The sequence below is a fragment of the Paenibacillus sp. MDMC362 genome (genome assembly GCF_003269305.1).
Lineage (GTDB): Bacteria > Bacillota > Bacilli > Paenibacillales > Paenibacillaceae > Paenibacillus_AQ.
Window position 1 is genome coordinate 32,582 of sequence record NZ_QLYT01000069.1, and the last position, 23,934, is coordinate 56,515.

Here is a 23,934-nt window from a genome sequence, read left to right on the forward strand (position 1 = left end):
GCAAACTCGTATTTGTCCTAACCATCTTGTTCGAAACATCTATTGCTGTTCGGGAATCACGGGATCTTCCAAGGGATAATATCCTTCCGGATCATAGTCATCCCAAATATGCCTAAGCGGATCCTCATCGCATATTTCGACCCGAATCACGCCTGCCTCATAATATCCATCCAGCTGCGAATTCTGTATATGCAGAGGGATATACGACCGGTCTTCGAAAAAGAGTGCTACACTCAGCGTATATTCTCCCGGTAACATATCCTTCAAGGGGACCATCTCGTTGTGGACAAGGTCCCCGGTTAACCAGGAATGCGTGGCGGCGTGCAGGGGATATTCACAGGAAACCTCCCCCTGCTTTAACTGCACCCATAACTGAAACTCCTGGTAAATTCTCGAACTGCCCTCGTTGACAAACCAGAATCGCAGCGGCAAGCTTCCACGGCTATATACCGTTTCCGGATACGTCAGCCTGCGTAAAGTTAGATGATATCCAAGTCCTATATTCAGATTGGAGAGAGCGGCGTGCCAGCGATATGCCTCGCGTCTGGTATGAGGACCGCAAACGTTATCGGTCACATCAAGGACCACCTGGCAGCGTTTCCACACCTTCTGCAGCCTATGTATGGCAAAAGCCTCACAGCATTCGATCCAATTCTCCTCACCGCACTTCACCAGCAGGCCAAATCCGCGGCCGCAGTCTCTTAAATGTTGAATCAATCTGTCATCCTGCAGCTCGGCTAGCAGCGTCTGCGTCTCAAACGATTCCACATAAGCGTTCCACTCTTCCTTACTGTCAGCCAGGGTTGATATCAGAACGGCTGTTAAGCGTCTGTCGAAGTCGATATAACTCCCGACTTTTCGGACCAAAGCCGCAAAACAACCAGGTGCGTAACCCTGAACCCAGATCGGCAATTCCGGTACCAGGACAAGAATGGGATTATGGGCCGTATGCAGTGCTTCATTGATCGCTTCCAGCCTGTATTCTCCTCGAACCGGCTCAAGCGCTCTCCAGGAGAAGGAGACGTATTCGAATGGACCCTGGCCTGCATCAAACTCCCGGTTCAATAAGGGTTGGGGTCGGATTTTCACGGTTTTATACTTCTCGTAATTTTCAAGCGAGTATTTCCCCATCCTCTTCTCTCCCTTGCAAATGGCTGTCAACGGTGCGATGGAATTGCTCGATGTCTGCATCGGTTATGTACGGCCGGCTGCCAATCTTGTCGATATCCTCCCGCAATACAATCATGCTTAATGTGTTAAAACGGGCTCCCGTCTCCATATACGCCGCTGCTGCTTTTTGCAGGGTGGTTGTATATTCGCCTGGGTTTCGGACCGGGTCTGCCTCCCTGTCCCCAAAGGCTTCATAACGCAGCATGCCGTCCCCTTCCATGGTCGGATAATTATAGAATTGTCGTTGAACGAGGACAATATTGCTTCTATCATGATCCAGGATCAGCGACAGCCTGGTATCATAAAGCCAGCTTGAGCTCCAGAAGCCTTTGATGGGTAACTCCGGAAAGTACTGGTCATAGAATGCAGCAGCCATCTTCATGGAATTCTTCAACCTGTCCGGCGTGTACCCGGGGCCGGATGGAATGTGGAGCGCTAACAGCGCATCCCCTGTTTGAAGTACCGGCTCCCATTCCTTCTTCAGGATCGGCATCGTTTCTCTTTCAACGAATCCCATGGGATTTATCCGATTTGCGATGACAAACTCGGCATTCTCGTGCCATTCTGAGGTGAAGTTTCCTTGAAGATCATATACATCATTGATTCCGTTCCGTTGACCATCGCTGCGAAATTCTTCGCCTGCGTGCCGAAGGGCAATAACCTCCTGCGTGTTCACATGACGGAACATGGTGAAAGGATCCTCAAATCGGTAGGGGATAAAATAAAACCGGTCTAACAGAAAGATAGAGCAGGTATAAAAATTCATCACCCATGGAAAATCATGAACCTTGGCATCGCCGTGCTGCACCAGCTTTTCCAATTGAAGCTTCAGGGGCTGTTGAGGGATCTGCTCGTAGTAAGCTTTAGGTATGGAACGCGCCTCCAGCATGTTCATGGAAGGAACAACGCAGGCCAGCAGCAATAGAAAGGAGTATAATTCTCCGTATTGCGCCATGCATCCTGGCGTCATATTCGTATAATGGGTCTCGTCACAGCGATTGCGCAAAGTGCACATATCCTCTACTAAAAATTGAGTGAAATGAAATAGTACGTCATCCTTTTCTATCGCCTCAATCCCATGAACGAGCCATTGGCGGGTAGGTTCAGGAATTGGATACTGCTCAAAAATTCCGGACAAGAACTCCCGCGGGATAAGATGGGGCTTGCCATCCGGTTTATATCGATCATATTTAGCTTCCAGCCCTTCTGGCAGGTAATCAAAGTTGCAGATTGCGATACACTCGTTAAACTTCAACAGGCTCTCCATTTCCTTGTCTCCCCCGTTCAACTGTTAACTTGCCCATCGGGTAATAGCCGTCCTTGTTCCCCTCGATGGCCAGCTGGATATTCCCGATTTCCTTAACCCCGGTTTCGATGCCTATCTCCAACTGATATTCGCCTTCGGACATATTACCGGGTAAACCGAAACACTCTTCCCACACAATATCTTCGTCCGGCAGCCACTCCCTGATATCCTCTCTGCTGCGCAGCGTATAGGTTTGATCATGGCCAGTAAGCCTCACAACCAGCGGATAAGGATTATAAATCGGCGCTACTCCTACATTAGCCCACAATGCACTGATTTTTAGCTGACCGCCCGCCTTGACCCACGAATCGTACGTGAACTTTCTCAATTCAAAGCGGTATCCCATCTTGTTCAGCCAAGCCTTGACCTTCTCTTTCCACGGTTCGGGGACCACCGTTCCTTTATTGTTAAAGGATGAAATATGCCACTTCAGCGTTTCTTGAATGATATAATCCATATCCCAGCCCTGAAGATACCAATCATTCATGTGCCAGCATGCTTCAAATAGAACCGGAGCCTTCTCCCAGGCTTCGCCCATCTTGAAATTCTGAATATTCTGGGGATAGAAATCCGTCATATGTGACCACTCATTTCCATGAAAGCCGCCCATATCACCCAAGCAATCGACGCGAAAGCCCACTTTGGCTTTGCGCCCCTTCATGATGCTGATCGACAAGGCATCATGCAGCAATGCTTGGAGAGGGGTTATTTTAAACCCATCCAGGTAGGCATCTGTAATGTGTTTTATGGCCTCCGGCTTTAAAAACTCCGTTCCGCCGCCTTCTCCCCAGGCCCCTACAATCGTCAAATCAACCGAGCTTATGACCGGATGTCCGTCAAACCGTGCGGCAAACGCTTTGATAAAGTCAGACCAATACAACACATAGGGTGTTGTCTCAGGGTCTACTCTCCAGAACGGAAAGTCTGGCTCCTCCGGATGCTCCTCACGATACCAGGCAGGTATATCATCCTCTTCGCTTAACGCGTATGGGGAACAGCGAACCACGGCCGTACAGCCTATCGATTTGGCGTAGTCCAGCCTCTCCTCAAGAACTTCCCACCTGTACTCTCCCTGGCGAACTTCCAGGTCCCGCCAGCGCACGCTGCAGAAATACACTTTGCTGTCGGGATGATTGTACGTTCTGCTGTCTTCCGTGAACTTATATTTCTTGTGCTCTTCCCCTCGATTGTCGCAGATCTGATCCAGGTCTCCCATTAACCCCGGTGCTGCCGTAAAACCTATGCCCGGGTTGTTTAGGATGTCTTCTACCATCATGGGGTAAACCGTTACCGCCTTGTTCATGTTAATATCACCCCCCGTCGCCTGCTAAACAAATACCTCCGTTTTGTTACGTTAATTTAACGTAACAACTTCACGTAATACTCGTGTTGTTTCGTGATTCCATGTTATATCATCCTTGCATATTCTTGCAATAATAATTTTGATTTTTCAAAAAATTTGTAGTAACACAGCATGACATTAACATGTTATGATTGATTTCAATCATGAATATAGATACACTTGAATAACGTAACGTAATCGCGCAACAAATAACGCAACAATACATTTTTCAAGTCCATCATTGTTTACCATGTAACATTCCTATAAACTCTAAATGGTAATGGTGACTATTCGTAACTAAAAAGGAGAATGTGTTTATTTATGAGTACCATTCGGGATGTTGCTAAATTAGCGAATGTATCTACCGCCACCGTATCCAGAGTGTTAAACAATGATACGAAATATAAAATTACGGACGAAACTCGGGAGCGGGTGTGGCAGGCTGTTACGCAGCTCAACTATAAAATCACTTCAAGTCCCAAGCGGAAAGTGGTAACCACGGAACATCCCGACAGCAAGTCGCACATCAAAATCGGGTGTGTATTAAGCGTTACAAAGGATAAATACAACGATCCCTATTTCATGTCGATTTTATCCGGCGTGGAAGAGCGATTGCTGAGTGCGGGATATAGCATTTCCTTTATTCGGACTGGAATTGAACTGAATGACAGCAAGATTTTATTCCATACATTCAGCGAACCGATTACCGGCCTGATTCTTATGGAATCCTTGAACGGTGAAACCTATGAGTATATCCGCAAGCAGGTTCCTTATATCGTGGGGATTGATACCGAACGCGGGGATATCGATAATGTGGGCTATGATCATTACAATGTCGCTTCGATGGCCGTCAACCATCTCATTGACAAAGGTCATACCCGGATTGGATACATCGGGGGAAGCGGATTAACCAATAACTTGAAAGACAGCCGCCGTTATCGAGGCTACTACGCCAGCATGCATGCTGCCGGAATGTCGGTGAATCCCGATTGGGTTATTGATTGCATGTGGGATGAAGCGGTCTGCATTGAAAAAGTGAATCATTTATGCAAAACCAACAATTGCCCGACCGCCTTCTTTGCAGGCAGCGATCTAATGGCTATGGCCGCCCTCAACGGCTTGTATAACAACGGCGTTTCCGTTCCTAATGAAGTAGCTGTCATAGGCCTATCCAATATTGAGGTATCCAAATATTCCAATCCCCCCTTATCAACGATCGACGTACCGACAAAAGAAATCGGCATGGTTGCCGTCGACAACCTGATCGACAGAATGAACGGAAACCAACTACTGCCTAAGAAAGTGATTTTGCCTACCCGCTTGGTCGTACGCAGTTCTACTTAAGGGAAGGGTCCGGTGCTGCCAAACGGCACCTATGAGCTGGCAATAGCTATTCTTGATCCGACTACAAACCAACCTGGGGTTGATTTTGCTATAACGGAACGTCTTTCAAACGGAGCTCATAAGATCGGTACATGGACAAAATAACGAAAGCGGCAGAATGATATCCGAAACTATGAAAACAGCTATCGGGAATATCCCGATAGCTGTTGTTCTTCTAAGAATCTAATAAGGCTACCCTCTGGCTGCGTGCTCCACAGTTTAGGCAACCGTGTTCCTGATATGACTTCACTTCACACCAAGCCTTTCAATTGGTAAGGTTCCCCTTATTTTCCCTATGCTTCATTCCGGCCCATGCTATAATGGACTCACTATTTAAGCATACGGAACAGGGGCGACTATTTCATGAATTCTCCTAAAACAGTACTGATCATTGAAGATGAGCAGGATATATCTCGCATCGTGAACGACTATTTGCGCGTTCAGGGATTCAGCACATTCATCACGGAAAATGCTGGCGACGGATTGCAGGAAGTCCGCAACCGGCAGCCGGATTTTATTATTCTCGATCTGACATTGCCTGATGCCGACGGAATTGAAGTATGCCGGAAGCTCCGTACGTTGACGACTGCGCCCATTCTTATTTTAAGCGCCCGCAGCAGCGATACGGACAAAGTGCTTGCCCTTGGTTTCGGCGCCGATGATTATATGACCAAGCCTTTCTCGCTCAGCGAACTGGTCGCCCGCGTTCAGGCACATTTGCGCAGAATTGCAGACCCGGCAATCCCGGCGTCCCTACAGCAGCGAGTGCAATTCGGCACTCTTTCGATAGATAATAATGCCCGCTGGGTCATGGTCGGACAGCAGGAAATTTCGTTAACCGCCAAAGAATTTGATCTGCTTTACTTCCTGGCATCTAACCCGAATCAAGTGTTTACCAAGTCGCAGCTGCTGGATCAGGTCTGGGGGTATTCAGCTTATGTCGAGGATAATACCATCACGGTCTACATTCGGCGGCTCCGCGAGAAGCTGGGACGGGCCGAGATCAACTCCTCCTATATCCAAACGGTTTGGGGCGTCGGTTATAAATTCACCCCCGATGAGACGGTGTAGCTCCCATGTACTGGAAATCGTGGCAAACAAGAAGGCTCTGGGCAGCCTGCCTATCTATTATGGTTATTTTGCTATCCGTCGTTTGGCTCGTTTGGCCCTCAAACCAGCCCGATTCGTCATCCATTGTCAACCCTATTCGCGTGCTGACAAATACGGTTGTCCATAACCTTGAGAATGAGCATGCCGACTTGCTGCTGGCCGATGCTCCGATTCGGCGGCAATTAACCAGCTGGAGTCAAGAGACAGGGATCGGCCTCAAGGTTGTATTTCCTGACGGAACGATGATCTATGACAGCGATGATTCATCCGTGCGCCATATTCATCCGCGCTTTGAACTCGACTACACGCTGCGTATTTCTGACAGCGAACCGTCTTATTATCATCTGGCTTTTCCGCTGCTGGACGCCGGCAGCAAGAGCTTTGTGGGCTACGCTCAGTTTGCTGTGCCTGCATCTGCCGTAGCCGCAGCCTTCCCCTCCTCAGACTTGCCGCTATATGTGCCGTGGGCGCTGCTATCTCTGGCCCTATTGACGCTGCTTTATTTATTCTTCTCCATCAAACGCCGGGTGCAGCGTGATTGGGTTCAGCCTGTCGCCGGGCTCAAGCCTTATGCCGAAGCCATATTGAAAGGCAACTACGAGCAGCGTGCCGAATGGACCAGCGATAACGAGGTCGGGGAGCTCTATGCCGTATTTGATCTCATGCGTGAAGAGATTCGTAATTTACATATGCAGCAAGCCGCGCACAGCCAGTCGCACAAAGAGCTGATTTCCAATCTGTCTCATGACTTAAAAACTCCGCTGGCAACGATCAAAGCCTATATCGATGCAATTCGGGAAGGCATATGCCCGGATCTGCCGAGTGTGATGGCATACCTTGAGGTGGTGCATGCGAATACGAGCAAGATGACCGTGCTCGTAGACGATTTGCTGCTGCACGCGCTGCGTGATCTGGAGCAGATTGCCGTACATCCGATTGAGCAATACAGCGCTCCAACGCTGGAGCCGATCTTGCGGGCGATGGCCCATTATATCCGTACGATGGGCGTACGCTGCCAAGAACCCTCTGCTATTCCCAACGTGCTTGTCGTTATCGATGCCATACGGATCGAGCAAGTTCTGTCCAATCTCGTCACGAACGCACTGAAGCATACGGAGCCCGGGGATACGATTCGACTCTCTGTTGAAGAACACTCGGAAACATCCTGCCTGCAGATCATCGTCTCCGATACAGGGAGCGGAATTTCCCCGCAGGATATGCCTTTTATTTTTGATCGGTACTACCAAGGCAGCGTTTCACAACGAACGGCCAGCCAACCGACCGAGCGCCACGGGGTCGGACTCGGGTTGTCGATTTGCAAGTATATTATGGAAGCGCATGGCGGCACGATCTCTTTTCACAGCCAACAGCAGCAGGGAACGGCTTTCTACTTGACTCTGCCCCTCAGTTGACCCCTGTCATACTTTATTTATAATTTGATAACAAATGTGCAAGAATCGTTCTCTATAATTTGGTGGCATGGGAAGATAAGAGAGGAGATCAGAATATGCCTTCAAGCAAAACCATCATGCTGCAAGCCGCAAATTTATGCAAAACATACACCACTGGCAAGGAGCAGTACCATGCCATTCGGAATGTCGATCTGTCGATTTACGCAGGAGATTTTACGGTCATCATGGGCGACTCGGGGTCGGGAAAGTCCACCTTGCTGTATTTGCTCAGCGGACTTGATGAAGTGACAACCGGAGAAGTCTGTCTGCAAGGACAGCGCTTTGATCAATTTTCAGCCAAGGAGCTTGCACGCTTTCGGGCGAATCGGATCGGTTTTATCTACCAAAACAGCAACCTTGTACCCGATCTGTCGCTGTTCGATAACATTGCCCTCCCTGGATATATCGCAAATCAGGACAAGGAACAAGTACGGCAACGGGCAAATGACTTGATGGTCAATCTCTCCCTCGATAAACAGGGCAGCCGGTTGCCTTCCCAAGTATCCGGAGGGCAGCAGCAGCGGGCGGCAATCGCCAGGGCGTTCATCAATAATCCGGACATTATTTTCGCCGATGAACCTACCGGCAGTCTGAACTACGAGCAAGGCGTTACGGTGCTTGATATATTGAGCCGGATGCATGCGGACGGTCAATCGATTGTCATGGTCACCCACGACATGAAGGCAGCCTGCCGGGGCAATCGCCTTATCTACATTAGCGACGGCAAGATCGGTGGCGCGCTGGATATGGGGCCCTACAATCCGGAACAGGCCTCCGAGCGGGAAGCGATGATCTTCGCTTATGTCACCGGGAGGAGGTAGTCTGGGATGCGAGCCATATTCACACTCTGCTGGGGCAACCTGCGCAAAAGAAAATTGCAAAATACGCTGATCGCATTGCTTATTGCCCTCTCCGCTCTACTCGTCAGCACCGCATTCACGGTCTTGATGAATACGGAGAATGTATTCAATGATCGCCATACGGCTGCTCATGGTGCGCACGAAGTCATAAATATGACCCGTGGACTGCATGACGAACAGTTGGTAGCTGACTGGTGGTCCAGCCAAGAAGGCGTAGACGCGTCCAGCTTAATCCCTTACAAGCCATGGACCGGACTGGTCTTTAACGGGGAAGAATTGCCCAATCTTTATCTGTATATGATCAATACCCCGCCGATGCCGCATGGGGTCAACAATCCTCTTCCCGGTACAGGCCCTGAGCATCTGACGGTTCCGGAAGTCGGCGAAATCTGGATACCCACCTCGCTTGCCTACAAATACAACATGCAGATCGGCGATGAATTGGTGTTCACCTCAGGGTCTGCACCGGCACAATTCACGATCGGTGCGATTGTCATTGACATATCCCATGGCGGTCCTTTCTCGACCACTGCCCGCATCTGGATGAACGAAGCCGACTATCGGTCAACCATGGGTAGCTTGTCCACTCAGGAGCAATACATGTTGTCGCTTCGCTATGCGTATCCTGAACAGAGGAATACTGGCAGCGTTTTGAGCAGGCGCTCGGGTCGCCGTTTTTAGAGGAGCGCGTTTCGTTTGCCGAATTGTCGGCCTTTTATTTCATCATGAACAAGGTGATCGGCTTTGTGATGAGTTTCCTCGGACTGGTGATGATCCTCGTCGCCTTGCTCACGATCGGCTTTACGATCACGGACACAATCCTTGCCAATTACCGCACGATCGGCATTCTCAAGTCGATTGGCATGACCTCCGAACGCATCATCGGCACCTACTTGCTGCAGTACGGTTTAATGACGATTGTCGCCTTGGTCCCTGCACTGATTGCAAGTCACTTCCTTTCAGGCGTCATCATCCAGAATTCCCTGTCTTTCCTCAAATCCGACACGGCTCCTGTTCCCGTTCAAGCGGCAGACGTTGCGATCTGGACTGGCTGCGGCCTGCTGCTCATCATCCTTCTATGCGTCCTTGTTTATGCTTCCAAGACACGCCATATCGAGCCCATTCAAGCGATCCGTTACGGCATGTCGGAGTCTTCACATAGTCGCATTCATCGGCATGGTGCCCGCAGAAGACTGCTGGATCGATGGTCCGTACCCACGGTTATCGGCTGGAAGCATGTGAGCGGGAACAAAAAAAGCGCAGCGCTGATCTTGCTGTTGATGAGCATCACGGTGGCTGTGCTCGTCTTTGGCGCCGTGCTGGTAACCAGCGTCTATCGCATCAGTGAAACGTCGGCCCAGTGGGGTTATGACGATGCGGATATCGCGATTATGGTTATCCATGCGGAAGGTATAGATCGGGCGGAAATGCAATCTTATATCCAAAGCGACCCACGGGTTCACAGTCTGAACTGGTCCGGATCAGCCACCGGCGTCATCGCCATGGCCAAAGAGGATGACAATCCTCAACAGACATTCAGTCTCCCTTTGACGGTCGTGGAAGGCAGCATGGACGAGCTCGGATTTGCCTCGCTTGCAGGCCGTAATCCCGCACTCCCTGATGAAATTTCCATCGGGATCAATATTGCCCGTAAATTGCAAAAAGGCATCGGCGACGTAGTCACGGTCTACATCGAAGGAGAACCGCATCAATTGCTGATCACCGGCACCTTTCAGTCTATTTCCAACATGTCGAACGTCGCTAGGGTCACATCGGATCTTGTCGAGCAGTTGAATCCGGACGCCGGGTTTATTCAACTTAAGAACAATACGGACAGCGATGCGTTTGTGCAGCAGTTGAACGAACGTTACAGCCCTTCCATTCAAGCGCTGAAGCAGGAAGTGCTGCTCGATTCCGTATTCAAAGAAGCCGCGGCGGTTTTGCTCATTCCGATGAGTATGCTGGCCCTACTGTTCATGGCTGTCACTTGTCTTATTGTTTATACAACTTGCCGGCTGCATATTCGTAAGGAAACGAAGACATATGGCATTTATGCCTCGCTCGGCTTGACCGCAACCGACATTCGTCGTGCCTTGACAAGCGGCATTGCCGGACTGGCTGCGCTCGGTGCGCTGGCCGGCATCGCTTGCGGCGTCTACGGATTGCCAGCCGTGCTGCGCGGTCTGCTCTCTACCTATGGGATTGTCAAACTGCCGCTCATCGTGGAATGGCCGCTGGTCATTGGGCTGACTCTGATCGCGCTTGTTATCGCCATCAGCGGCTGCTGGCTGGCTTCGCGAATGCTCCGCCGCACCTCCCTTCGCGTGCTGGTCATGGATTCATGAAGACCGTCCATGAACAGAAGATGACCTCCGAATGTCGGAGGTCATCTTTTTTACTTCTTGCTTTGATAGATCTAAAGTTCCCCACACAAGCGGAAAACCGAATAGTTCATAGCATGAAAACCCATCGATCTCCTTAGCTCCATACTCCATACATCTGCCAGACTCCATTACGGTACGATGATCAACCACTTTATAATCCCCCTCTACAACGAGGGGTTTTCCCTCTTATTCCCCCGACATTTGAAATCCAAACAGAAACACATAAGGCACAGAAGGTATCTTCTGTGCCTTATGTGTCAAATATGAAGAAAATCTACTTTTTTTTGATATATTCCTCTTGTTTTTTTAATTCCATGTAACGAATAATCAGCTTATCCAACGACTGTGAAATTGCAACAACATCTTGATGCACCAATTCGAAACTGCTGGCCACTCGCTCAAGTTCTCTTCGGAGAAGTTCGAGTTTTTTCGATACTTGTTTGAGCTCACTCTCGATAGAAATCACCTTGTTCACCCACCCCCGTCGTAACAAGTGATTGATGACAGTCGCCACAGTTATCGATAACGCGAATCAGTTTATATAACTTACTTATCATTATAAATTTCGACAGCAATAAAAAAAATACCCAGAATTGGGTAATCTTTGTTTTAAGACAAGTTTTAGGATGATTATGTAAATTTTTTAAGAAATGCTCCTTTATGGTTGACTCTCGTTTTTGCGTATATCTTTTTTATAAACGTACGGACCGTGCTTTGGCTAATCCCATAAATGCCTGCAATTTCAGGTACGTTTTTATTTTCCAGCCACCCATAGGCTATTTCTTTTTCCCGATTTGTTAATTCATATTGGTCAAAGTGAGAATAAGTCAGCTCTTTTTGTAAAATGGGGTCCTTTTGAGGTAATTTTTCTTCAATATTCTTGGCCAGGTGTTCAATGAGCGGTATGGCAAATGTAACCTCGTGCAAATAATGAAAACTAAGACCAAGGTAGCCTATGATCACATTTTTTATTCGAAGGGGAGTACAAACACACGCCAATTCTGAAAACACGCGATTACTATGCTCGGCCCCGACTACGACCGAAAGCGATTGTTGTTCCATAGATAATGAAATAGCATTGCTACCTGCATCTTTCATTGCCAACGAGGTCCCATTTTTTATATTGTTCCTCTCGAGAAAGCTTCTTAAAGAACCTGTTCCGCAATAATCGATAACGGCACCATCCGTATCTGTTATAACAAATAAATAAGGTATGGACAGCAAATCGTTCATATTCCTGGTTTCCTCTTGCAGCAAATATAGAATTTCTTTCCGTTCAATCAACCTTCCTTTTATTTCAGATATACTGAGGATATTAGGAAAATGATCGTTTGCTTCCAGCAGTGTTCTACGGCCCATTATTTTCCCTTCTTCCTTTTAAGAATAAGTGATTAATAATGAAATCGATCTTCTAGTCATCTCCGCTTCTTAATTCGGTAGCTTATAAGCGAAAATAAACAATAAAAAACCACCATCCATTAAGATAACCATAGCAAAATAGGACGGAGGCTTCCGTCGTATTCGGCAACTGGCTGGCATCGCGGTCTTAGGCAGACCCGCATTAGCCCCTATAGCTTTGCGTCGCCACTTTTCAGTGGGTTTGCTATTATCGTACGAAACGATTCGATTGTGTGACCGAATATTATATCTACGATTCACCTGCCTTTCAATATATTTAAAAAAGTCCCTTTTCAGGTAGATAAGACTCGTTAAGACTAGTACAGGTCCCCCTTTTATAAAAATTTAATAAACAACACAAATAACCTCCATCAACTTAAAGACATAGGTGAACAAAACTAGTAAGAAGTGACGGAGGCTTCCGTCGTATTCGGCAACTGGCTGGCATCGCGGTCTGAAGAAGATCACATTAGCCCCTGTAGCTTTGCGTCACCGCTTTTCAGCGGGTTTGCTATTGTCGTACGAAGAGTATGAATTTGTCGAATATCCAAACATATTGTGACTTATTCAAACTATAACTTACATTGTTTTTCATTTAATATAGGTCGCACGACCCAAATTCCCATATTTTTGTTATATTTGTCAATCACTCTTACACGTATACAGAATCACTTTTTGCGCCAAGCGGGTTGATAGACCGATTTCGGGGGAGGGAACTGGTGAATCCAGTTAATGATCCGGGTTGAGATCCACTGGCATATAACTGCAAGGATAATAATTTTCCAATCGATCGCATAGGCAGCGAAGGCGAATATGATTCCATTCATCCAGAACAATGAGGTGCCCGGGTTGATTCTTTTATACTTATAGATGGCTAAGGCAACGTAACCGATTCCCCCGTTCGATACCCTCTGCTTTATGAGGATGGCGACACCTGTTCCGAGAATAACCGAGCCGAAGAGAAGATCGATCCATACGTTGCCGAACGGGGGTTCTAGGAACACCTCGAAGAAATTAACGGAAACGGACGTCACCGTTATAACAAATATGGTCCCGAAGGCACTGACACCATCAAGATAAGGGACTGTAAAGGCGAGGAAAATAAAATTAGCGAGCCACAGTCCGAGACTCATCGGGATCTCGAACGCATGGTTCAGAAGCACCGCGATTCCAGCTCCTCCCCCCGAAGGAATGGCGTGAGGAAACAAGAACATGGCCATGGCAAAACCTTGAATGATGGAGCCGGCGGTAATGTAGAAAAGTTTCTTGGAAGCATGACGATAGAAAAAGGGGCTCTTCCGCCCGGGTAGGATCTGTAAGTTCACACGGAATCATCCTTCATCGATTAGAGTAACAAGCTAGTCCTGTTTTTTTAAGTGTATGCTTGTTCCCTGAAGGGGATACCGGGATAGATCTTTTTAACGAAAATATGTATAGGCTGACTCTGGAGATATCCATAGCAGCCCGCTAGTATTTATCATTCTTCTTGTGGTTTGGTCTATGTTTTTAAATCACGTAACAAAATCCATCTGTTTGATTCTCTCTCACCCCAAGTTCAAACGTATCTTGACGAAGGCCCCGGCGCATCGTTTCAAGGGAAAGCACTTCGGTGGGTTGGATATTTCCCAAATGTACATGAGATCCAAATTTACGGAGAAGCATCGCTTGCTGCTGCTTAAGAGGTGCCTCCCAAATCAGCTTTCTTGCATCCGACACGTTGTCGATGATATTATTTATCATTTCTTCCTGACACTCGCCATGCTTATCGTAAATACCGATGCCCAGTCCTGACTCGCGCGCTTCAACGATGATAAACTCGGCGCCTACGTCCAAATCCGCTTCCATCGTATACGCGAGCATTTCGGCGTCGATGTGGGAACCGGATTGTTTTTTACCATATTCCGTATAAACCCGAAGTCCGCGTTGTTTACCTTCCCGGATGAGTTCCGTTCGTTTTTTTCGAGACATTTCAATCGTGCCGTCAGATACTTCTATAGCGTTAAATCCGAGACGGCAAACGGTATTAAAAAATGCGGGGACGACATCTTGCTGCACGGCTGTCTCAAGCAAGGTCCCGCCGGGCATGACCGTGATTCCATGTTGTTTGGCTAGATTGATCTTGTATAGCAGCATTTCCGTTTTATACAGCGGAGCCGTCCCAAAACCGAATTTGACACAATCGATGTAATCCGAGGCTGTTTCGATCACATCCGAGAACATGTTTCTACCCAGGCCTTTATCAATAACCATTGTCATCCCGCGTTCCATGACCCCGTAGGTGTCGTGGTCTTTTTTGCCGTGTTCGGGATTTTCGCGCAGCCCGCTCGGATCACATATCTCCATGGGCCAAACTGTTCGCAGGGAACTGTTCATTCTAGGATCTCCTCAATTCTTTTTGATTTAGTCGTTTAATCCAATGACATTGGCATAATATGCTCATACCCATTGACAGGTGCCCATCTTTTGTCATAGGGATTTGTCACGGTCATCCGATCTGCCGAGGCGGCTTAATCAAAAAGAACACCAAACCTAGAGTAACCAAAGATAGTGAAGACACGGTTATAAAAACAACCTGATCCGATTTATCCATCATCCACCCGAACAAGGGTGGCCCTGCTGCAACTCCCAAAAATCGCAAGCTATTATAAAGGGACGTAATCATCCCTCGCTCACTTTTCTCAACAGCGCCGGTGATCATCGTATTCAAGCAAGGAAGAAGCATTCCGGTTCCGATGCAGCTGACTGTCAGTAACCCGATAAACACGTAAATGTTCTTAAAAAAGAAAAGTGTAGCTGCCAAAGATAGGGTCATGGCAATCAGTCCGATATTCATCAGCCAACGAATCAGCAGGCCATTCTTCTTGATCAGGCTTCCAGTCGTATAGGAAGTGATAACCATCCCGAGTAATGGAATGGCCAAAATCAAGCCCTTCACGACCCCGTCAATGTTATACGGCTTGTCTTCAAGAATGTTGGACAGATAAAACAGTATGCCAAACAAAATGAATAACCCCAGCGAACCGGCAAAAAAAGCAGTGATGAGCCAGCGGCCTTTTTCTTTAAAGATGCCTCCGATTTTTCCGAGGTACTTCCTTAGTTCTTGCTTTGAATGTTGTTTCGATTCCTTGATCATAAAAATGACGGCCAACAACGATAGTGCACAGAACACGGGAAATGCGAAGAAGGAAGCATACCATACGATGAGCATAAGCAAGGAGCCGATGATCGGGCTCAGTACCTTGCCCGCGCCATTGGAGGCTTCGATTAGGCCCAGTGCCTTGCTCTCTGTCCCGCCATCGTATAAATCGCCGACGAGCGCCATGGCAATCGGCGCTGTTCCGGCGGCCGCTAGCCCCTGAATCGCCCTCGCGGTAATAATCACCCCAAAAGAGTTCCAAATGGCACCGAATCCTGCCAGAATGCCGGCGCCTCCATATAGGATCAGGGCGGGTATAATAATAACTTTGCGTCCAAACCGATCGGACAAATAACCAATAATCGGAATAAACAAGCCAGCTGCCAAGGAGAAAATCGTGATGATCAAGCTGCTTTGGAATTTATTGATACCCAGCTCCCTTTGCATTTCGGGAAGCCCGGGAACTAGCATGGAATTGCCGAAAACGAGCACGATCGGGATCGTCGCCAGTGCGATAAATTCCCACACTTGACCCTTTGAGCCGGTAGAATTTTTCGATTTTCCGGTGGATTCGCTGTCTTGTGTCTCCGCGGAGCCGGTCTGCAGGTCGATATCGCTATGAAAGCTGATATTCAGTTTTCGCTTTTTGGTCTTCTCCATGGTATCGCTCCTCGGACTTGAAGTTCGTGTAGAAGAGAACATTATCTTTATTACCACGCTTCCTAATTATCACCACATCCGGACTTAATATTCCATCAGCTGCCGAATCGATTAGAGGATTGGAGCACTCCTTGGATTTGGGCAAATATACTGTTACTAAAATAGCCCATTGTACCGGGTTAAAAGGGGATACGACATGCCGATACAGATTATTCAAGGACACCATCACACCTTGGGCGCATCACACATCAATGTTGTAATTGATGTTATAAGGGCTTTTACCGTAGCGCACTATGCCTTTATCCGTGGGGTTCAGGGTATCATTCTGGCAGGAACTCTGGACGATGCCTTGCGTCTAAAGAAAATCTACCCTGACTTTTTATTGGCGGGAGAGATACGGGGTCTGCCGATTCCGGGGTTTGAGCTGGATAATTCGCCTGCGCGTTTACATGACTTCGATCTTCGGGAGAAATTTCTGATCCAAAAGACAACCAATGGAGTTACAGCGACCCTAAACGCATTGAGCACCGAGCATCTATTCGTAACCGGGTTCACAAATGCAAGAACAACCGCAGAGTTTATAAAGAGGAATTTATTAAAAGACGATGGCATGATGATTAATGTAATTGCTTCGCATCCGTCAGGGGATGATGATCTGGCCTGCGCACAATATATAGCGGAGATTCTCCAAGACACTAATCGTATATCTGCCGAGCAAACCATTGAACGAATTCGAAAGTCAGAAGCGGCCGGAAAATTTTACGATATTGAAAAACCGGAATTTTTACGGGAGGATATCTCGTTTTGCATCCAAGAGATCCCTTCCGATTTTGTAATGAAAGTGAATCTGAACAAAAACCATCCGTTGATTGAAAGGCTCCAGGTGGGGGTCTTTAATCACTGATTATGCTAGGTACCGCTTGTGAGTTTCTGATTCCTCATCATAAGGGTATAATTTACATTGATAAAAGAACGAATGTTCGCATATAATACAAACAAACGTTCTCGTCAATGAGGTGGTTAACGATGTTGAGTATTGGGTTGAAACCAGATGAAACCCAACTGGTGAAGGATTATATTTTATTACCCCTTTTACTTGATGTGTTAGAGCATGACCGTTCGGTCCTATGCAGAGCAGATTTAAAGACCCCGGAGCTAACGAATGCGATGATCGACCACTTGCAGGCAGCTGCATTATCCGATTTAGCTCTGGCTCGCAGGAAAATGCGTGAATACGCCATTAAGGTTTACGAGGATCGAAAAACAAAACTTGGCATTGAGGTTGAATTCATCTGCAGAGGGTATCATCACAAGCTGTCTATACTGTGGGGGCTGATTGAGGCAGAGATCGAGCAGAGATCGTACACCTACCTGGGGCTAAAAATCGCAGATAAGGGGAGTTCGCTGTGAAATCATCTAACCGAGTGATCATGTTAGGGGATTGCCAGTCCTTTTATGCATCTGTTGAGAAAGCAGACCACCCCGAGTATAAAAACCGCCCGTTGGTCGTTGCAGGGGATCCGGAAAGACGTTCAGGCATCGTGTTGGCTGCTTGTCCGCTTGCTAAAGCAAAAGGAATAACGACGGCAGAGCGATTAGGAGAGGCACTATCCAAGTGCCCGGATCTTGTCGTCATCAAACCCAGGATGCAGAAGTATATTGACGTTTCGATGCAAATCACGGAGATATACAAGAGTTATACCGATTTAGTTGAGCCTTACAGTATCGACGAGCAATTTTTAGACGTTACCGGTTCGCTGCATCTGTTCGGCACACCGGACGAGTTAGCCAAAACCATTCAGCGTCATATCATGGATGCCACGGGTGTATACGCTCGCTTCGGCATCGGCGAAACCAAAATCCTGGCTAAAACCGCCTGTGATAACTACGCCAAGAAAAATCCGTCCGGCATCTACACGTTGTCCAAGGACTCGCTTCCCGAGACCCTCTGGAAACTGCCCGTTAGCTGCATGTTTATGGCCGGCAGCAAGATGACCCGCCACTTTAACGTAATGGGCCTGCCCACGATCGGCAGCGTGGCTCAGACGCCTCTTGCTAAATTGAAGCAGATGATGCGCCGTAAATTCGGTAAAAATTCCGATATCTCCGCCGAGATGTACTGGCGAATTGCCAACGGAATCGATGATAGCCCGGTAAGGCCAGGCACGCACCAGGTTGACCCTAAATCGGTTGGACATATGATGACCCTCCCTCGCGATTATACCAAGCTGGAAGAAATCAAGGTCGTGCTGCTGGAGCTGACGGAGTTGGTTTGCCAGCGATGCCGCGGTCTTGGTTTTATGGGGCATGTGGTGTCGGTCGGTTGTATGGGGGCAGACTTTGACCGCCCTACGGGATTTAGCCGACAGATGAAGATGGAGGATCCATCGAATATTACGAATCAGGTTTACCGCTGGGCATGCCGGCTGCTTGAAACGTATTGGGACGGCCTGCCGATTCGGCGGGTCGGTATTAGCTTGTCACAGTTTTCCCCGGATACGGAATACCAATTGTCATTGTTTGATACCGGACGGGAGCGGTCGATGGCACTGGAACGGGTGACCGATGCCCTGAAAAATAAATACGGGAATTCGATTGTGATCCGAGCCGTATCCAAAACGGACGCAGGCCAAGCGCTGGATCGATCAGCCAAGATAGGAGGACACTATAAATGACAACACGAAAAAAGCTTGAGGGCAATGGGCTGTGGGAATCCAGCCGGATGATGCTGCCGGAACACAAAGAAACCATCATTCGCAGGCAACTGGAAGAAGGACGGAAAGGTCGGCCGACGCTGGATCCGCAAGAAATGGAATTAATCGAGGGTGCGCTCGCCGAGTCATTTCATGAACACCGCATGATTACCGTGAAGCTATTCGATGAATATGAGGACACGCAATTGACAGGAATTGTCGTGCTGATCCATACGTTTAGACGGGAGATCAAACTATCCATGGCCGAAGAGGAATCACGTTGGATTAAAATTGACGAAATCATTTCAGCAGGATCATGATTTATAAAACTAAACCCGGCGTGAGATGAACACACATTAAGTACCTCTGATCTCGATCAGAGGTACTTTTGGTATTTATGTTACTGCACATTGGTTTAGACACGATTCCTAAATAAAAATCAGATCGAGAAAAGAATCGAGAAGATGGGTTGGATGATCCAGTCCCTTTTCCGATTCCGTATGCTGGGCTGAATTCAATTCAACCAAGCCATGGATGAACGCATACATGATGGCGGTTAATTCGGTTGGAGATTTCCGAATGTTTTCTGCCTTTTCTAAACACTACCAAATTCAAAATACGTGCACAAAATAGCATATATAAGTTTTCGCGAATCGTTTATGCTCTCCATTGTTTTTCGAATCGTGCTGGTCAGCATCTCAAAATTTTCAACCGCAACAGCCGCCAGCAAATCTTCCTTATTTTTGAGAGCTACCTGAATATTACCGTTAATGCTTTCGATCCGGGAATGATGCCAGGCACGGGACTTGCTCAAAGCTATACGCCGATTATGAGATTTGTTTGGAACTATCTTATGCCTGTTTTAACGCTATTTTACCCTAACGTGAATACGGTGCGTCAGTCCGGGAAAGCTTTGGCTTCGCTAGTAACCGATAGCAGGTTTAACCAAACGACAGGGAAATATTTTGAAGGTACGAAACAAATAAAATCATCCGAACTTTCTTATAACCATGAAAATAGGAAACAGTTATGGGAGGCTAGTGTAGCGTTGACCAGTTTGAATCAAACGGAGACAATTTTAGAAACGGGGATATAACTCGCCCCATGATCTGATCTCCGAACAAGCCTAATGGACGGGATTGAATCCCCAACATGGAAAACGGCTCCCCTTGCCCAGGTAATTGGACAAGAAGAGCCGAAGTATAGCGTGAGACGTTATGGTTTCATTTTTATCCGTTTGCGACCTAACCATACACCGAAAGCGATCAGCCCGAGCCCCGCCAAATAGAACGGATAAGGACTCGATTCTCCCGTTTTTGGAAGCATCGGAACCGTCGGTTGCGGTGTCGAAGCGTTCTCAGACGGAGTTGGTGCATCCGGCTTTTGAGGCTCAGGATCGACTCCTCCTCGCGGAATATCCTCTTCGTCAATATCGATGGCAGGTGTTTCCGGCTCTGCTGGAGGTGTCTCAGGTGTTTGAGGTGTCTCAGGTTCTTGAGGCGTCTCAGGCGTTGTTGGTTCACCTCTTGGAACATCCTCGTCCGGCACCTCTACCTCACCGGTCGGATTGTCCGGATTGGTTGGGTTCCCCGGATTACCTGGGTCTGTCGGATTGCCAGGATTCGTTGGGTTCCCCGGATTACCTGGATCCGTCGGATTACCAGGATTCGTTGGGTTCCACGGGTTTCCTGGATCCGTCGGATTGCCAGGATCTGTTGGGTTCCACGGGTTGCCTGGATCGGTCGGATTGCCAGGATCCGTTGGGTTTTCAGGATCTGTTGGATCTGTCGGATCTGTCGGATCTGTCGGATCCGTCGGTTCGCCAGGAATTACAGGCTCTTCCTTGCGGTTCGTAACGATCATTTTCTTAACGTTGTCTTGATTCTTGATGCTGAAATCAATCGTTACGTCCCACTTCGCCTGCTCGATCTTATATCCTTCTGGAGCGGCCAGTTCCTCCAAAACATAGTCGTCGTACAGCAGCTTTGTAAACAGGATCTTGCCTTCATCATCCGTGGTTTTAACGATCGGCGTCCGTTTGCCTGCCTTATCATAGAGCGCAAACTTGGCTCCTGCCAGCGGCTTCGTCTGATCGTCCTGATCCACCTTCGTTACTTCCAGGCTGCCCGTTACGCCGCCTCCGGAGCCTGAACCCGAGGAAGTACGGACAATAACCTCTTCCGTCGTTTCCCGAATCTCCGTCTTCAGCTGATCTCCTTCGAGAGCCACCTTATTCTGTACAGCCTCTTTATCTTCAGCAATAATGAACGACTGATATTCCAAAATATAAGCCGTCGAGATGTCATTTGTGAATTTCAACTCGAATGTCTCTTTATCACCATCAAGCCTATGGATGGTTAAGGTATAATCCTTCCCTTTAGTCAGCTCTTGGGCTTTTTCCGCTTTTCCGTTTGCATTGATCTTGGTCGCATACAAGCGGAAGGAATCCTCGATCAAGATCTGGTTCGGACTTGGATTATCGATAATTTTTGCGTTGGAAATATGCGACTGACCTTCATTGATGCGAATTTCCCAGTCGATTTTGTTTCCGTTCTGGGAGCCGCTCTTCTTCACATATTCGCCGCCGTGAGGAATCGTTACGCTGGCGTTCCATGTCGCTTTTTTAGCGCTGCCATCCAGCAGTACGGCGGTATTATCGATTTTGTTGACAATCAATGTGTCTTCCAGCGATGTTTTGAATTCAATCCAGTATGCCGATGAGATCGGGCTGGTAAACCGAACGGACAGCTGGTTTCCGTTAGCTTCTGATGGTTCAGTCACTGCATATTGTTCAGCTGGAACTAGCGAGCCCTTCTGAGCGCCATTCCGTCCCCCGGTCAACTCCATCTCGTATACCTTGACCGAATTCGGCACAAGCTTCTGCTGGTGCTTCAGAGCATCGGTTACGATCGCTTCGTTAAGCGAATCGAGATTATAATTCATCTTGATATTCCACGTCACTTCTTTGTCGACAGGATTGTAGCTGCCGCCTTTACCGCCGTTATTTTTCGTATAATCGTCAGCGGAGAAGCTAGCATCCCGCTCAATTGGCCCTCTGCTCTTGCCTTCTTCGACCCATGTCATCGAGGCTCTGTTCAAAAAGTCCCGTTTGCGATCCTTCAGCCAGCCGATGTTAAACTTCGTTTCATATTCAATCGTATAAGTGGCGTCAATCTTGGAGAATTCGATGACAAACCCGCTGCGTACATCATCGATCACGATTTTATAATCGCCCTCTGGAACGACTTTCCCGTCCGCTTTTACAGTCACTGAATCCGGAACGAGTTCGAGTCCGCCTTGCGGGAACGTATCCGTGATGACTACCTTCTCCATGCTGTATTTGGTGCCGTCCGGCTTTTTATCGCCATTGACCGTAATTTTCCACTTCGCGGTTTTTGTGTCAAAATTGACGTTCGAGGATCCTTTTACCAGGGCACGGCTTCCGTAGCCCGGAGCCGTTACTTCCTTGAATGCTTCGCCCGATACAACTCTGTTCTTGACCTCCTGACCTTCGGAGCTCAAGCGGTCAACCGGCATCGTCTGATAAACGATCGTATAAGGCGAATCGATATCCTGCTTGAATTGAAGCTCGAATCCGTTCGTGCCTTTCGCTACAGCGTTATAATCCTCTTCTGAAACCAGGTCTTTGGCATTCGTCGAATTCCCGTTATACACCTTCAGCGAATCGGCAACCCAGGTATGATTCTCACTAAATTCATCCGTAATTACGGCTTGAGCGCTCGGAATCTTCTTTTCGTTGAAATTGTATTTCACCGTCCAAGTAATGACTCCGGTATCCTTATCCTGGCGATACGACTTATTCAAGAATTGGCCGCGATCTACCGTTACGGTCGCCGTCGACTCCACATTTTCCATCCCTTCGCCTGACAGGACGGCGGTATTCTCAAACCGTGACTGTTGACCGATAAGCTTCGTCGAAAAGCGAATTTCGTAAGCTTTGCTGATTGTTTCATCCTGGAATGCAAGCTCCAGCTTGCCGCCACCGCCTGTTTGAACGGTGTACTTGCCGGCATCCAGCCGTTCGCCAAGAACCGCCGAGCCGTCACCGTTAACCTGCAGATTGTATACCTCAATGGAATCCCCGATGAGCTCCAAGCCTTCAGGCATTTCATCGGTGATGACCGCGTGCTTGATCTTATTGAGCGACTTGTTAATCTGTACCGTCCAATCGATCCGGTCTTTGCCAATCGCTTTTCCTTGCTTCTCGATCAGCTTTCCGCCTTGCGGCTTCAGATTCACGACGACGGTCTGAACCCCACCCTTTATCGGAAATGCAATAATGATTTCAGTGCTTCCTTTAAGAACTTCCTTCTTAAATTCTGTGCGAATTTCCAGCTTGCCGCTGATGTTGGAATGATTCTCCACGTAATCGTTGAAGGTCATCACAACTTTCCCGTTCCGATCAACCGTAAATCGGCCAACTTCGCCTTGACCGGCAAGGAGCGGTGCGTCAATGTCCGTAAAAATCTCAAACTGCATCGGCAGCTCGAAAGTGAATGTATCCCCCTTCTTGTAGCCGTGTCCGTTCGGTAGCTCCCATTCGTAGCTGAGATTAACCGCTGCACCGATGTCCAGGCTGCTGTCCGGATTATACACCGCATCAACCACGGTACCGTTCACATCGGTTAATACGACTTTGGTGAGTATTCCTTCCATGTCGACTGCTGGTGCTGGCGTGTTATATACGTCATCCGTGACTGTCTTTGGCTCGCTAACTTCTAATTCCTGCACGCCAGTCTCTGATTCCTGCACAGTAATGGCTGATGGCTGCTCGCTACCCGCCGCATTCGCCGTCCAAGCAAATGTGCCCAATAGGGTTTGAAACAGAAGCAGCAGCGCCACAACAACTCCACTTACTTTTTTCTTCATAATCTCTCCCTCAATCTTATCATTACCCTCGTAATATTCGGTTCCGATCTTACTTTTTCGTGCGCTGATTCGTCCCATGCTTCTATCAAAATGCATGCCAATAATGGACTTCACGAGCCATCATCTTCAGGACCTGTTACGGGCGCACGAT

The 23,934-nt window shown here is 48.0% G+C and carries 20 protein-coding genes and 2 riboswitches; of the genes, 11 read left to right on the forward strand and 9 right to left on the reverse strand.

Annotation, left to right across the window (positions count from 1 at the left end):
• Nucleotides 1–39: 39 nt before the first annotated feature.
• Genes DP091_RS28060 through DP091_RS28070 form a run of 3 tightly spaced genes read right to left on the reverse strand, consistent with a single transcriptional unit; the run spans nucleotide 40 to nucleotide 3,779 of the window.
• A complete protein-coding gene (locus tag DP091_RS28060) occupies nucleotides 40–1,131 on the reverse strand; it encodes a DUF4832 domain-containing protein (protein ID WP_113061350.1) in 1,092 nt (363 codons plus the stop codon).
• Complete coding sequence (locus tag DP091_RS28065) at nucleotides 1,112–2,437, reverse strand: acyltransferase domain-containing protein (protein ID WP_113061351.1); 1,326 nt, start codon at nucleotides 2,435–2,437, stop codon at nucleotides 1,112–1,114. The genes DP091_RS28060 and DP091_RS28065 overlap by 20 nt, the downstream gene beginning before the upstream one ends.
• Nucleotides 2,415–3,779 (reverse strand): DUF4832 domain-containing protein, encoded by a 1,365-nt coding sequence (locus DP091_RS28070; protein WP_113061352.1) that lies wholly within the window; start codon nucleotides 3,777–3,779, stop codon nucleotides 2,415–2,417. Before DP091_RS28070 ends, DP091_RS28065 begins: the two co-directional genes overlap by 23 nt.
• 360 nt (nucleotides 3,780–4,139) lie before the next feature.
• Between DP091_RS28070 and DP091_RS28075 the strand changes: the two genes are divergently transcribed.
• From DP091_RS28075 to DP091_RS28095, 6 genes are all read left to right on the forward strand, one after another.
• Nucleotides 4,140–5,162, forward strand: a complete 1,023-nt coding sequence (locus tag DP091_RS28075; RefSeq protein WP_113061353.1) for a LacI family DNA-binding transcriptional regulator — start codon at nucleotides 4,140–4,142, stop codon at nucleotides 5,160–5,162.
• Nucleotides 5,163–5,564: 402 nt separating this feature from the next.
• The gene (locus tag DP091_RS28080) at nucleotides 5,565–6,272 is read left to right on the forward strand and encodes a response regulator transcription factor (protein ID WP_113061354.1); all 708 of its coding nucleotides are present in this window, start codon (nucleotides 5,565–5,567) and stop codon (nucleotides 6,270–6,272) included.
• Nucleotides 6,273–6,277: 5 nt separating this feature from the next.
• Nucleotides 6,278–7,723: a HAMP domain-containing sensor histidine kinase gene (locus tag DP091_RS28085; protein ID WP_113061355.1), complete on the forward strand. Its 1,446-nt coding sequence runs from the start codon at nucleotides 6,278–6,280 to the stop codon at nucleotides 7,721–7,723.
• Nucleotides 7,724–7,818: 95 nt separating this feature from the next.
• Nucleotides 7,819–8,583 (forward strand): ABC transporter ATP-binding protein, encoded by a 765-nt coding sequence (locus tag DP091_RS28090; RefSeq protein ID WP_113061356.1) that lies wholly within the window; start codon nucleotides 7,819–7,821, stop codon nucleotides 8,581–8,583.
• A 6-nt stretch (nucleotides 8,584–8,589) separates the two neighbouring features.
• The gene (locus DP091_RS32160; protein ID WP_258394720.1) at nucleotides 8,590–9,303 is read left to right on the forward strand and encodes a hypothetical protein; all 714 of its coding nucleotides are present in this window, start codon (nucleotides 8,590–8,592) and stop codon (nucleotides 9,301–9,303) included.
• A gap of 68 nt (nucleotides 9,304–9,371) precedes the next feature.
• The gene (locus tag DP091_RS28095; RefSeq protein WP_258394721.1) at nucleotides 9,372–10,967 is read left to right on the forward strand and encodes an FtsX-like permease family protein; all 1,596 of its coding nucleotides are present in this window, start codon (nucleotides 9,372–9,374) and stop codon (nucleotides 10,965–10,967) included.
• A gap of 313 nt (nucleotides 10,968–11,280) precedes the next feature.
• On the opposite strand, the gene DP091_RS28105 is transcribed toward DP091_RS28095, so the two are convergent.
• The 5 genes from DP091_RS28105 to DP091_RS28125 all read right to left on the reverse strand — a co-directional run bounded on the left by DP091_RS28105 (nucleotide 11,281) and on the right by DP091_RS28125 (nucleotide 16,200).
• Nucleotides 11,281–11,472 (reverse strand): Spo0E family sporulation regulatory protein-aspartic acid phosphatase, encoded by a 192-nt coding sequence (locus tag DP091_RS28105; protein WP_181469939.1) that lies wholly within the window; start codon nucleotides 11,470–11,472, stop codon nucleotides 11,281–11,283.
• 164 nt (nucleotides 11,473–11,636) lie between these two features.
• Complete coding sequence (locus DP091_RS28110) at nucleotides 11,637–12,365, reverse strand: helix-turn-helix transcriptional regulator (protein WP_113061359.1); 729 nt, start codon at nucleotides 12,363–12,365, stop codon at nucleotides 11,637–11,639.
• A 161-nt stretch (nucleotides 12,366–12,526) separates the two neighbouring features.
• A riboswitch (cyclic di-GMP riboswitch) is annotated at nucleotides 12,527–12,621 on the reverse strand.
• 212 nt (nucleotides 12,622–12,833) lie between these two features.
• Nucleotides 12,834–12,927, reverse strand: a riboswitch (cyclic di-GMP riboswitch).
• A gap of 145 nt (nucleotides 12,928–13,072) precedes the next feature.
• Nucleotides 13,073–13,717, reverse strand: a complete 645-nt coding sequence (locus tag DP091_RS28115; RefSeq protein WP_373456959.1) for a YitT family protein — start codon at nucleotides 13,715–13,717, stop codon at nucleotides 13,073–13,075.
• Nucleotides 13,718–13,910: 193 nt separating this feature from the next.
• Entirely contained in the window at nucleotides 13,911–14,777 is an 867-nt protein-coding gene (gene comA, locus DP091_RS28120) for a phosphosulfolactate synthase (RefSeq protein WP_113061360.1), read from the reverse strand.
• 112 nt (nucleotides 14,778–14,889) lie between these two features.
• A complete protein-coding gene (locus DP091_RS28125; protein ID WP_113061361.1) occupies nucleotides 14,890–16,200 on the reverse strand; it encodes an MFS transporter in 1,311 nt (436 codons plus the stop codon).
• Nucleotides 16,201–16,396: 196 nt separating this feature from the next.
• On the opposite strand from DP091_RS28125, the gene DP091_RS28130 reads away from it, so the two are divergent.
• The 5 genes from DP091_RS28130 (at nucleotide 16,397) to DP091_RS28150 (ending at nucleotide 19,989) form a co-directional block, all read left to right on the forward strand.
• Nucleotides 16,397–17,104, forward strand: a complete 708-nt coding sequence (locus tag DP091_RS28130) for a 2-phosphosulfolactate phosphatase (protein WP_113061362.1) — start codon at nucleotides 16,397–16,399, stop codon at nucleotides 17,102–17,104.
• Between the two features lie 122 nt (nucleotides 17,105–17,226).
• Entirely contained in the window at nucleotides 17,227–17,610 is a 384-nt protein-coding gene (locus DP091_RS28135) for a YhjD family protein (RefSeq protein ID WP_113061363.1), read from the forward strand.
• Nucleotides 17,607–18,875 carry a DNA polymerase IV gene (locus DP091_RS28140; RefSeq protein ID WP_113061364.1) on the forward strand — a complete coding sequence of 423 codons (1,269 nt, stop codon included), beginning with the start codon at nucleotides 17,607–17,609 and terminating at the stop codon, nucleotides 18,873–18,875. The genes DP091_RS28135 and DP091_RS28140 overlap by 4 nt, the downstream gene beginning before the upstream one ends.
• Entirely contained in the window at nucleotides 18,872–19,213 is a 342-nt protein-coding gene (locus DP091_RS28145; protein WP_113061365.1) for a YolD-like family protein, read from the forward strand. Before DP091_RS28140 ends, DP091_RS28145 begins: the two co-directional genes overlap by 4 nt.
• 245 nt (nucleotides 19,214–19,458) lie before the next feature.
• Nucleotides 19,459–19,989: a Rossmann-fold NAD(P)-binding domain-containing protein gene (locus DP091_RS28150; RefSeq protein WP_113061366.1), complete on the forward strand. Its 531-nt coding sequence runs from the start codon at nucleotides 19,459–19,461 to the stop codon at nucleotides 19,987–19,989.
• 119 nt (nucleotides 19,990–20,108) lie between these two features.
• Here DP091_RS28150 and DP091_RS28155 read toward each other — a convergent pair whose 3' ends face one another.
• Complete coding sequence (locus tag DP091_RS28155) at nucleotides 20,109–23,783, reverse strand: LPXTG cell wall anchor domain-containing protein (protein WP_113061382.1); 3,675 nt, start codon at nucleotides 23,781–23,783, stop codon at nucleotides 20,109–20,111.
• Between the last annotated feature and the right edge of the window lie 151 nt (nucleotides 23,784–23,934).